Origin of the sequence: Exiguobacterium oxidotolerans JCM 12280, from assembly GCF_000702625.1 — a bacterium.
Classification (GTDB): domain Bacteria; phylum Bacillota; class Bacilli; order Exiguobacteriales; family Exiguobacteriaceae; genus Exiguobacterium_A; species Exiguobacterium_A oxidotolerans.
Genome location: NZ_JNIS01000001.1, coordinates 2,036,245 through 2,047,500, shown reverse-complemented (window position 1 = coordinate 2,047,500; position 11,256 = coordinate 2,036,245). Strand labels below are relative to the sequence as shown.

Below are 11,256 nucleotides of genomic sequence, written 5' to 3'. Positions count from 1 at the left end.
ATCAAGTACGTATACCAGTCTACTCCGTGCGGTACATACACGACAACACGATATCCTGAATTGACCAACTCTTTCTGACGTTGCGGTCGCATCCCTTGAAGCATTTGAAATTCAAAACACTCATCTGAAATGTCAGCTTGTCGAATAAAGTCGAGTAGTTCCTCGATCATATCGTCATCATGTGTTGCGATTTGCGTATAACGTCCTTTCATCAAATTCTGTTTTACTAATAGAAGATAGTTGGCATCTACCATCGCCTTATCTTCGATGTAATGTTCCTTCGAACCCGTATATGCCCCTTTTACGATCCGGGTCATCGGTTCGAGTTGATCTAAGTCAAAACGACTACGGTGCAGATTTGCTTGAAGCGCCACGCCAAGGTTCGGGTAAGAGAACTGAAGCACACGGAAAATTTTCAAAATCGATTCAGTCATTTCGTACTCTTCCATGTTGATCGTCACCCGGCGATTCAGCTGAAGTGCGACTTCAAGGATACGCTCCATCTGCATGAGGGCGAGTTCCGGATCTAAGCGCACGCCGACGGATGTTAACTTTAATGAAATTTGTCCATCCACTTGTTCTTTCTCTAATCGGTACAAAACATCAATGCATTCATCCGCAATCGCCTTTGCATCCTGCACACTGTGAATAAACTCTCCTAAACAATCAATCGTGACTGCCCGACCCTGCGCATTCAACGTTCGGACTGTTCGGAACGTCTCATCGATTGTTTGCCCTCCTACGAATAATGTCCCCCCTAAAGGTAAGCCAACTGCTCGGGCCACACGAATAAGACGTTTATCGACAGCGAGTCGTTCGAATATCGGACCTGTTAGTTTTTCCAACACGTTCATCACCTCCTGTTTGTTCATTCCCTACTCTCCATTAAAAAAACGCCTTTCTTCTATATAGAAGAAAGACGTCAGCTTAATACGAAAAATTAGTGTAACCAGATGAAGTATGCTAGGAATCCGAGTGACATGGCGTACATGATCGGGTGCACTTCTTTCGCGCGACCTTTCGCGATCATCGTGATTGGATAGAATAAGAACCCGAATGCGATTCCCGTTGCGATCGAATACGTGAGCGGCATCATGATGACCGTCAAAAAGGCTGGAACTGCATACTCGAACTTCTTCCAATCGATTTGGAGAAGTGAGGATGCCATCAACACACCGACGATGATGAGTGCCGGTGCTGTGACCGGTGCCGTAATGACGGCGAGCAGTGGTGAGAAGAACAAGGCAAGCCCGAAGAATAAGCCGGTTACGATTGCCGTCATTCCTGAGCGACCACCTGCTGCGACACCTGCACTTGATTCAATGTATGAAACCGTCGTTGATGTTCCAAGGATTGAACCTGCGACTGTTGCTGTTGAGTCAGCGATCAAAGCGCGTCCTGCACGTGGGACTTTATTTTCCTTAATTAATCCTGCTTGGTTCGCAACGGCAACGAGTGTTCCCGCTGTATCAAAGAAATCGACGAAGAAGAACGTTAAGATGACGACTGCCATCTGGACAGTAAAGATTTCATTGAAGTGAAGGAATGCTTGTCCAAATGTTGGTGCGATACTCGGTGGAGCTGAAACGATTTCACCAAGGCTTGACGGAACAGGAATCAATCCAAAAATCATTCCCGCGATTGCCGTCAAAATCATTCCGAAGAAGATGGCGCCTTTGATTCCGCGTGTCATTAAGATCGCTGAAACGACTAAACCGAACACAGCAAGTAACGTTGTTCCTTGACCCAAATTACCGAGTGAGACGAGCGTCGCTTCGTTCGCGACGACGATGCCGCCTGTTTTCAGACCGATGAAGGCAATGAATAAACCGATTCCGGCAGCAACTGCCATTTTAAGTGGTTCTGGAATCGCATTGATGATTGTTTCACGAATCCCTGATGCCGTCAGTACCATGAAGACAAGACCCGATACTAAAACACCGGATAATGCCGTTTCCCACGGAATCCCCATGCCGATGACGACACTGTAGGCGAAGAACGCGTTCAGTCCCATACCGGGTGCGAGAGCAATCGGATAATTCGCGAGTAAGCCCATCGTGACTGAACCGATGACGGCGACAAGCGCCGTTGCACCGAAGACAGCACCAGGATTCATCCCGGCGTCTGCTAACGTATTCGGGTTAACGAATAAGATGTACGCCATCGCGAAGAATGTTGTCATACCGGCGATGAACTCTGTCCGCATGTTCGTACCGAGTCCGTCGAAGTCGAAGAATCGCGCGATCGCGTTCTCCTTTTGTTTAGGTTGTTGCGGTTTCATCTGTGTGCTCATGGTTGCCTTCTTTCCAAATAAGCCGTCTCAAGAAACGAAAAAAACGGCAGTTACCTAAGCGGTAAAAGCCGTTTCTTTAAGCGCACACTAGAATCAGTGCACGCCGTAGTAGGAACCTTTAAGGTGTTCCTGTAGAGACTTCCGGGCCATATCCCCAGAATTATACGGCATTATTTTTTGTTTTTTAGTAGATGATTTAAAATAAGAACAGACACATCGTAGCATGCTCGAAATGCACGGTCAACCATAAAAGCGAAATTTAAGGTCGAATTTTATCCGAACGTTCGGTTTTGAAAGCGTTACAAAAAAACTCTTCTTCCTAATTTCTCAGGAAGAAGAGTCGTAAAATCATTCCCACTCAATCGTTGAAGGTGGTTTCGACGTCACATCGTACAGGACGCGGTTAACGTTCTGGACTTCGTTGACAATCCGGACAGAAATCTTCTCGAGTACGTCCCACGGGATGCGTGCCCAGTCCGACGTCATGCCGTCGATCGACGTAACAGCACGGATACCGACTGCATAGTCGTATGTCCGCTCGTCACCCATGACACCGACTGAACGAAGTGGTGGCAAGACCGTGAAGTACTGCCAAATCTCACGTTCGAGACCAGCTTTTTTGATTTCGTCGCGGAGGATGAAATCGGATTCGCGGACGATTTCAAGCTTCTCGTCTGTGATTTCACCGAGGACACGAATGCCGAGACCTGGTCCCGGGAACGGCTGACGCCAGACGATTTCGTCCGACAAACCAAGTTCTTTACCGAGTGCACGGACTTCGTCCTTGAACAACGTGTTGATCGGTTCAATCAACTTGAACTGCATGTCTTCCGGTAATCCACCGACATTGTGGTGCGATTTAATCGTTTGTGCCGTATCGGTTCCGCTTTCGATGATATCCGTGTAAAGCGTACCTTGGGCAAGGAAGTCCATGTCCGTCAATTTCGACGCTTCTTCGTCGAAGACGTACACGAACTCATTACCGATGATTTTACGTTTTTGCTCCGGATCCGAAATCCCTTTTAATTTGTTCAGGAAACGGTCTTGCGCGTCGATTTTGATGACGTTCATGTGGAAGTGATCGGCAAATGTCTTCATGACACTTTCCGCTTCCCCTTTACGTAAGAGACCGTGGTCGACGAACATACATGTCAACTGATCACCGATTGCCGCATGAATCAGTGCTGCGACGACGGACGAATCGACACCGCCTGAAAGCGCACAAAGGACTTTTTTGTCACCGACTTCTTCTTTAATCTTTGCGATTTCGATTTCGATGAAGTTTTCCATCGACCAGTCGCCTGTACACTGACAGACTTCGAACAGGAAGTTTTTCAAGAGTTCTTTCCCGAACATCGTGTGGTTGACTTCCGGGTGATACTGGACACCATACATTTTCAGCTCTTCGTTTTTGATTGAAGCAATCGGGCAGGAAACGTTTGTCCCATCGACGACGAAACCGTTCGGAACCGCTGTGACGAGATCACTATGGCTCATCCAGACCGTCTGTTCGAGTGGCAAGTTCGCATACATCGGAGACGGATCGTTCAGCGTCAATGTCGCTTTTCCGTACTCGCGGTGTCCGGCACGCTCGACTGTACCGCCGAAGTGTTGCGACATCAACTGCATGCCGTAACAAATACCGAAGATCGGAATCCCGAGTTCGAAGATTTCCGGATCACAGCGGTACGCGTCTTCTGCGTAGACACTGCGTGGTCCACCGGAGAAGATGATACCGGCTGGTGCGATGTCTTTGATTTCCGCTGCCGTAATCTTGTGCGAATGCAGTTCACTGTAAACTCCGAGATCACGGATGCGTCGTGTGATCAATTGGTTGTACTGCCCTCCAAAATCGAGGACGAGGATCATTTCTTGGTCCAAATGTGCTTCCAAATCTATTCCCGCCTTTCAAGTTTCATGCGTACCCTTATGAAAAAAGCCCACTCTTCCCCCATGGATAAAATGGAAAAAGAGCAGGCCGCTTCACAAAAAAATGTATACGAAGGGTCTGCTCCTTCATAGTCAGGTCGTTTAAGGTGACCCGGTAGAGACTCTCGCGCCATATCCGCGAGTATATACAAAGGAGATGCATGTATGATTTACGTTGTTCTCATTGTAACTGTATCAATTCAAAAATATCAACCCTCTACGCGACGAATCATATTTTCGAAATATTCACGTTTCTTTTCAAGTGACAACGTTTCACCACCATAAATCATCCGTTCGTAGGCATCCGTCAATGGGCGCATCGCATACGTTTCGTAGTACACATCGACTTCATGTGCAAGTTCCGCGAGTGTCCGTCCATCCTTATAATGGAACCCTTGTTTATCGAGACGTCGGAGCAAGAAGCGATACATCCGTTTGAACCCTTCCGGTCGTTTGATTTGGCTACGGAAGAAGAGAATTGCGGCCGTTCGTATGATTGGCTTTCTAAACAGATAGAGGAACACAAGACCGAGCAACGTACCAATGATCGGCCAGACGGGAATCGAACGTTTTTCCGCCTGATTCGCCGTCGTCGCTTGGGCGTCATCGAGAAGATTTTCCTGCGGACGGTTCGGTGTTGCCGTTTCCGTATCTGTTTCTGTATCCCGTTGTGGATTTGATTGTTCCGTTTCGTTATCAGTCTCTTGATTGATCGTATATTGTCCTGCCCCGTCAAAACTTACAGTCGGCTCGAGCAGTACCCAACCCGGTCCTTCGATGTAGACTTCGACCCAGGAATGGGCATTTTTGTTTCGAACCGTATAACTCGTGACAGCAGAACCGATGACATCGGATTCGCCACCTGTAAAGCCTTTGACCCAGCGTGCCGGTAATCCAGCTGCTCGTAGTAAAACAGTTGCCGAAGTCGAAAAGTTATCACAATAACCGAGCTTCGTCTCGAACAAGAATTGATCGACATAATCTTGATTTTCTTCCGGGACAGCAACATCTTCCGTATTGTACTCAAAGTTTTCTTGCTCGAAGTAATTTTCAATCGCTTTCGCGCGCTCCCACGGTGTTTCTTCATCAGCAACGATCTCAGCCGCTAAATCACGAACCCGGTCCGGTAACGTTCTCGGCAGTTGCAGGTAACGATCTTGTTCCATTTCTGAAAGTTTTACCGGTTCATCCGTTTGGAGTAGTTTTTCAGTAAACAGTGGATACGCATACTGAATCTGATAATTTTGTTGCCGTGCTGCATCGTCGAGATACGAAATTTTTTGATTTTCCGGGTTGATTAAAAGATTTTGCCGTTGATCATCTGCCGTCAAGCGCACGTTATCTCCATTGTAAGGGACAAACGGCAACTCGCGAGCCAGCTCGAACGTTGCGCTCTCTTCACGTGTCTCGACGTCATCGCCAAAGTGTGAGAAGAAGCCGCGACCATCAATTTCAGGATTTGATTCTGATAAGACCCAGCCTTTACCGGTATAGATATCTTTCGTCTCGACCCGCCAGTACCGGTTCCCTTCGCTCTCGACTTGGAAAACTTCACGGTCGTCCATTTGGAATGGACCACCGAGCTGTTCATCGTTCGAGCCATATCCGACTTTTTGAATCGTATTCGTCGATGTACCTTCTCCTTCAAAACGTGACGTCCAATCATACCAACTGTTTTGCCACGTCGCTGTGATGACTGGACTTTGCAGTGCTGCAACGATCGTTACACCGATAATCAACAAGGCACTAATCGGCCGAACGTAAGAGGCAGTCGGTCGTTCATTGATTTCTGTCGCATACAACAACAGTAATGCCAGGAGGATCGGATACAAGATGAACTGGTCACCCGAGTAATCCGTCCATGTGTCACAATAGGCGATGAAACCGATCACACCGACAGTCAACCCAACGACAAATCCTCGATTCGGGAAGGTCCGGCGACCAAGGTAGCCGATTAAAAAGCTAATTAGACCGATCGATAAGGCGAAGGACGGTCGTCCCGGCAACTCCCCATTGATGACACGTGATACATCATCCGTAATTTCACCTAATAGTCGCCACGGTGCTTCTCCCGGTGTCAAGATGAAGTAAAAAGACACAATCAAAGCAAGTAGACTACCACTTAAAAACCACCGTCTTTGGACGTGCGATAGCAGGAGTGGTGTCAAAAGAAGCGGCAAGAAAGGAACGATGCTGTCAAACGTCGTCAGTTCCAGTAGCGGGGGCATGAAGCTCGCAAGTAGTAACGCCGCGAGTAAGTTCCAAATCAGTCGTCGACTCATCGGCTCCCCCTCCTTTCCGGCGTATAGACATGCACGGTCGCTTCCTGTCTGATTTTAGACATCCACATTTCGTTATTCGATTCAAGGTCCGGCGTGATGAAGAGGACGTTTCCACTCAGACGTAATGCTTTTGAGGAATACTCCCACGACTCAATGAAGGACCGGGTCCGACTCGGTTGAGCCGTCATCAAATAATGTGTCAGCTTCGCCCCTTCAAGTGGTAGCGACAGGGACTGGACAGCATGACCGACGAGATGGATCCGGTAATTCAAGCGCCGTTTGTTGAGTTGATCGGTCGCATCAGCAAGCATCGAAATGCTCCGTTCGAACTGCGCATCACTCACCGTTCCTTCATCAAAAACAATTGTCGTTTCCCGCTCTTGTTCCCGTTCAAATGTCTTCGTCATCAAACCTTGGCGTTTCGCCGTTGCCTTCCAATCAATCTGGTTCATCCGGTCGCCACTGACATATTCCCGGACTCCAACGACGGTAAAGGATGACTGCCGCAAATCGAGCGAGACGGGCGAAATTCCGCCGTCCCCCCGGTCGTCTTCATGTGGCAACTGCGTCGCGAGCCGTGCCGGTTCAATCGCAAGATACGTTTCGACCGGATAGAGTTTTTTTCGCATGAATACACCGAACGGATCCGTGATTTCAATCACACAACCCGGAATCTGATACAGTCCACGACGAATTGATAGAATGACATATTCAATCTGTTCCGTCTTCCGGTAATGGGCACGTAACGAGCGCCGAATGTCTAAACGCTCCGCACTCAACGCTTCCGGTACGTCCTCTGTCACTTCGACGGTCCCGACAAGAAAGGGGTATTTTCGTCTAACTTGTAAAACAACAGGAATGTCCGTCCCAGCAATCAACATTTTATTCGAAACTTCTCGCGTCGCGACGGCTTTCGTCACGGGCCAGATTAAAAAAATCGTCCAGTAGACAGTCAAACCTGCCATGACGTAGAACAGTAACGAGGCTACATTTCCACCATCCACACGGGCGTAAATCCACAATGCCGTGACCATCAGGAGCAGGACGGCATAACGCCAGCCGATTTGCCACCGTTTCATAAAGACTCCACGTCGTGTTGAATCGGCACCGCAACTTCTTTTTTCACCTGTTCCAATACCCGTTCAGCCGACTGTCCGTGGTAGCGAGCATCTGCCGTCAAAATCAACCGGTGTGATAAGACGGGTGTCAACAGGTGTTTCACGTCATCGGGTAAGACGAATTTCCGCCCTTCCATATAAGCCCAGGCTTGCGCGACTTTCATTAAAGCAATCGATGAACGCGGACTGGCTCCAAGGTAAAGCGAAGCATGCTCACGCGTGGCCTGGACGAGCTGAACGATATATTTTTTAACCGGTTGTGAGACGTGGACTTCCTTGACTTCTTCCTTCATCCTTAACAATTCGTCGCGCCCGATGACCGATTCGAGCGTATCGATTGGTTCATCGCGTTCGAATCGATTCAGCAACTTCATCTCTTGCTGAAAATCCGGATAGCCCATCTTGACTTTGACTAAAAAGCGATCGAGTTGTGCTTCCGGCAACGGATATGTCCCTTCATGCTCAATCGGATTTTGCGTCGCCATGACAAAGAAGGGATTCGGAAGCGTATGGATTTCTCCGTCCACCGTTACATTTGCTTCCGCCATCCCTTCCAGTAACGCCGATTGGGTTTTCGGAGAGGTTCGGTTGATTTCATCCGCGAGGACGATATTGCCCATCAACGGACCCGGACGATACTCAAATTGACTCGTTTTTTGGTTATACATCGAAACACCCGTTAAATCCGAGGGGAGTAAATCGGGTGTGAATTGAACACGCTTAAAAGTCAGGCCGATTGAGCGACTGAATGCGCGCACGAGCATCGTTTTCCCGACACCCGGTACATCCTCAAGTAAGACATGTCCTCCGGCAAGTAGCGCTGCTAACGATTGTGTAATAACATCTTCCTTACCGACGATTACTTTTTCTACGTTGTCGATGATTGCTTGAATCTCCCTTGTGTATGTTCGCATTGTCAGGCCCCTTGCTCTTTAGTAGTTGAATTTTCTGACTCTTTCTATCTTCTCATACCCACAGCCCCTTTGGAAAGGCATATGAGTCTCTCAATACGCACAAAAAAGGGGGCGCCGCAAAGCGACCCCCCCTTTGTGTTTCAGGAACGATTACATGCCGTAAACCGTTCTTGATTCGTGCAAGGTGCACGTAAAACACGGGTACAATCCGTGTCTATAAACTTATTCCGTTCGTCAAGTCCGGTGATCCTCTTCTACTCGAAGCGACATGCGATCGTTCCCTCTACATTGGTAATCATTCATGTGCATCACCATCCTTTCATATAATGAATATTACCGAATCTATTCGAAGTTAAACCTTGTTTTTTTAATTATTTTTTCGAAACCGGTAATACGTCGTTGTCTAAAAGGCAATTCTAGAAGGAAAAGAGCGACGAAACCAACGTAAAAAATTACGTCATTTCATCTATATGTCTTCTATTCGATAGAGGACATCGGCTGTTGTTCTGTCGTTCCTATTCTAGAAACATGCCGTTTGTTTCACCCATCTCCGATATAATGAAGAAAAGGACACAAAAAGGAGCTGACGTTTATGATGATTCGTCTCGTTCAAGAAGCCGACTTACCGGACGTGCTCGCCATTTATAATGAAGGAATTGAAGACCGCATCGCGACGCTCGAGACGGATACGAAAGATCTCGCCTTCATGCAGCAATGGTTCAGTGAACGCTCCGAGCGACATGCGGGTTACGTCGCCTATGAAGGATCAAAGATTCTTGGCTTCATTTCGCTCGATGCCTACAATCCGCGTCCCGTCTATCAGTCCGTCGGTGAACTGTCCGTCTACATCACACGGACGCACCGCGGACAAGGAATCGGTAAACGATTACTCGACATCATCGAAGAACATGCGATTGCTCAAGGGATGCATAAGCTGATTCTCTTTACGTTCCCCTTCAACCGGATTGGACAAAAACTCTACATCAAAGCCGGATTCCGAATCGTCGGTACCTTTAAAGAACAAGGAATGTTAAACGGATATTACGTTGATGTCCTGGCGATGGAAAAAATTCTCCCTAAACCGGACCAATGATGTTTTGGATTAAAGGTTCGGCAAGTCGGGAATATGAGACGAGGAAGATTCGTACAAGAAAGGAAGATTGCCTGTGAACATCCAGCAAATTCGAAATGCGACACTCGTCTTGACCTATGCCAACCAAGTTTTTTTAATTGATCCTTTTCTCGGTGAAAAGGGTTCGCTTCCTCCGTTCGACCATACACCGAACACCCACCGCAACCCCCTTGTCGACTTACCGGTCGATGTCTCGACCTTACTCGACCCGGATGCCGTCTTCGTGACACATCTTCACGCCGATCATTTCGATGATGCTGCCAAACAGCTACTCCCGAAGGCGGTTCCGCTCTATGCCCAAAACGCGACGGACGTTTCTGTCATTCAAGAGGCCGGATTCACGGACGTTCAGTCGTTCGACCAAGGCGTGACACTGCGCGATGTCAAAGTTTACCGCACGAATGGTCAACACGGCGTCGGCGAAATCGGGCAACGGATGGGACACGTATCCGGTCTCGTCTTTACACATCCTGATGAACCGACGCTTTATATCGCCGGTGACACGATTTGGTGCGACGACGTCGATTCTGCGATCGATACGTATGCCCCCGATGTCATCGTCGTCAATAGTGGTGCGGCTCAGTTCCTGACAGGTGAACCAATCACGATGTCGGAACGTGATCTATTAGCGGTCCACAAGGCAGCGGCTGAAGCGACGATTGTCGTCTCACACCTTGAAGCTGTCAACCACTGCCTCCTCCGCCGCGATATGATTGCTGACTTTTTAGCAGCAAATCATCTCTCCGCTCACTTTTTGATTCCGGACGACGGCGAGACGCTGTCCTTTTAAGTCTCTCCTTCGAGGTCATACGAATACAAAAAAACCGGACGTTTTCCGTTTCCCTAAAAGGAAGAGGAACAGCGTCCAGTTTTTTCATGTTCATTCTTGCGGAATGACAAGACCGAGTAATCGGGCAAATGCGATTGCTTGTCCTTCCGTTACAATTGCCCCTGTCAAAAAGCGTGGATCAATCGTAATCCCCGAGACGTCCGCTTGTCGTAAATCGAGTCCCTTTAACGGTGTTTCAACCCACTGACTTTCCATCAATTCAACATCCTCAAAACGTAAATCGATGAGTTTCCCTTCGAAGAATTGTGTCTCCCGCATCGCCGTCTGCTCAAACATTACTTGTCGGAGCGATGTCCGAATCACTTGTAAGTAATTCGCCTGGCATGCTTTGATCGTGACATGATCAAGTGTCGTTTCTTCTAATTGAACCCCTGTCAGGCGACAGTCCTGAAACAGAACGCGATGAAAACGACTGTCACGGAACTGACAGCCTGTCAAATCGCACTGCTCAAATCGGACATTTTCAAATGACGCGCGATCAAACACGAGACCCGCAAATGAGACATTCCGAAAACAGACTTGATTGGCATCGATCCGCTCCGTCAGCTCGATCGGTAACGTTTCTTTTTCATACATCATTTGATACAAGTACGGATCATCGATTTCGATTTCTGCAAATGTTTCGACTGCTAAATTATTCGGGACATCCGGTAGATGGATGATCGGTTTTTTCTTCATTCTCTCCCAACCCTTCTTCTTCTCAGTCCTTAGTGTACCAAACCTGTTACCTAAATATGA

Annotated in this window: 9 protein-coding genes and 2 riboswitches (1 of these 11 only partly in view); of the genes, 2 read left to right on the top strand and 7 right to left on the bottom strand. The window is 48.0% G+C overall.

Going from position 1 to position 11,256, the window contains the following annotated elements:
- The 6 genes from P403_RS0110405 to P403_RS0110380 form a co-directional block, all read right to left on the bottom strand.
- Positions 1-854: the 5' portion of a proline dehydrogenase family protein gene (locus tag P403_RS0110405; protein ID WP_235195251.1), read on the bottom strand. It extends 64 nt beyond the left edge of the window; the window shows 854 of its 918 coding nt (coding positions 1-854); the start codon lies at positions 852-854; its stop codon lies beyond the left edge, outside the window.
- Positions 855-940: 86 nt separating this feature from the next.
- Entirely contained in the window at positions 941-2,245 is a 1,305-nt protein-coding gene (locus tag P403_RS0110400) for an NCS2 family permease (RefSeq protein ID WP_029332579.1), read from the bottom strand.
- Between the two features lie 134 nt (positions 2,246-2,379).
- Positions 2,380-2,481: riboswitch (purine riboswitch) on the bottom strand.
- Positions 2,482-2,641: 160 nt separating this feature from the next.
- A complete protein-coding gene (guaA, locus tag P403_RS0110395) occupies positions 2,642-4,162 on the bottom strand; it encodes a glutamine-hydrolyzing GMP synthase (protein ID WP_029332578.1) in 1,521 nt (506 codons plus the stop codon).
- A gap of 130 nt (positions 4,163-4,292) precedes the next feature.
- A riboswitch (purine riboswitch) is annotated at positions 4,293-4,394 on the bottom strand.
- A gap of 37 nt (positions 4,395-4,431) precedes the next feature.
- The gene (locus tag P403_RS0110390; protein WP_029332577.1) at positions 4,432-6,504 is read right to left on the bottom strand and encodes a transglutaminase TgpA family protein; all 2,073 of its coding nucleotides are present in this window, start codon (positions 6,502-6,504) and stop codon (positions 4,432-4,434) included.
- Complete coding sequence (locus P403_RS0110385; RefSeq protein WP_029332576.1) at positions 6,501-7,583, bottom strand: DUF58 domain-containing protein; 1,083 nt, start codon at positions 7,581-7,583, stop codon at positions 6,501-6,503. The genes P403_RS0110390 and P403_RS0110385 overlap by 4 nt, the downstream gene beginning before the upstream one ends.
- Positions 7,580-8,536 (bottom strand): AAA family ATPase, encoded by a 957-nt coding sequence (locus P403_RS0110380; RefSeq protein WP_029332575.1) that lies wholly within the window; start codon positions 8,534-8,536, stop codon positions 7,580-7,582. The genes P403_RS0110385 and P403_RS0110380 overlap by 4 nt, the downstream gene beginning before the upstream one ends.
- 592 nt (positions 8,537-9,128) lie before the next feature.
- Here P403_RS0110380 and P403_RS0110375 point away from each other — a divergent pair.
- Together P403_RS0110375 and P403_RS0110370 are read left to right on the top strand one after the other, a co-directional pair.
- Positions 9,129-9,629 carry an arsinothricin resistance N-acetyltransferase ArsN1 family A gene (locus P403_RS0110375; protein WP_029332574.1) on the top strand — a complete coding sequence of 167 codons (501 nt, stop codon included), beginning with the start codon at positions 9,129-9,131 and terminating at the stop codon, positions 9,627-9,629.
- 73 nt (positions 9,630-9,702) lie between these two features.
- Entirely contained in the window at positions 9,703-10,458 is a 756-nt protein-coding gene (locus tag P403_RS0110370; protein WP_029332573.1) for an MBL fold metallo-hydrolase, read from the top strand.
- A 90-nt stretch (positions 10,459-10,548) separates the two neighbouring features.
- On the opposite strand, the gene P403_RS0110365 is transcribed toward P403_RS0110370, so the two are convergent.
- Positions 10,549-11,196: a pentapeptide repeat-containing protein gene (locus P403_RS0110365; protein WP_029332572.1), complete on the bottom strand. Its 648-nt coding sequence runs from the start codon at positions 11,194-11,196 to the stop codon at positions 10,549-10,551.
- Positions 11,197-11,256: the final 60 nt, after the last annotated feature.

Coding starts and splice junctions, on each gene's coding strand:
- guaA (WP_029332578.1), bottom strand. CDS start 4,162: ATGATCCTCGTCCTCGATTTTGGAGGGCAGTACAACCAATTGATCACA.
- P403_RS0110390 (WP_029332577.1), bottom strand. CDS start 6,504: ATGAGTCGACGACTGATTTGGAACTTACTCGCGGCGTTACTACTTGCG.
- P403_RS0110385 (WP_029332576.1), bottom strand. CDS start 7,583: ATGAAACGGTGGCAAATCGGCTGGCGTTATGCCGTCCTGCTCCTGATG.
- P403_RS0110380 (WP_029332575.1), bottom strand. CDS start 8,536: ATGCGAACATACACAAGGGAGATTCAAGCAATCATCGACAACGTAGAA.
- P403_RS0110375 (WP_029332574.1), top strand. CDS start 9,129: ATGATGATTCGTCTCGTTCAAGAAGCCGACTTACCGGACGTGCTCGCC.
- P403_RS0110365 (WP_029332572.1), bottom strand. CDS start 11,196: ATGAAGAAAAAACCGATCATCCATCTACCGGATGTCCCGAATAATTTA.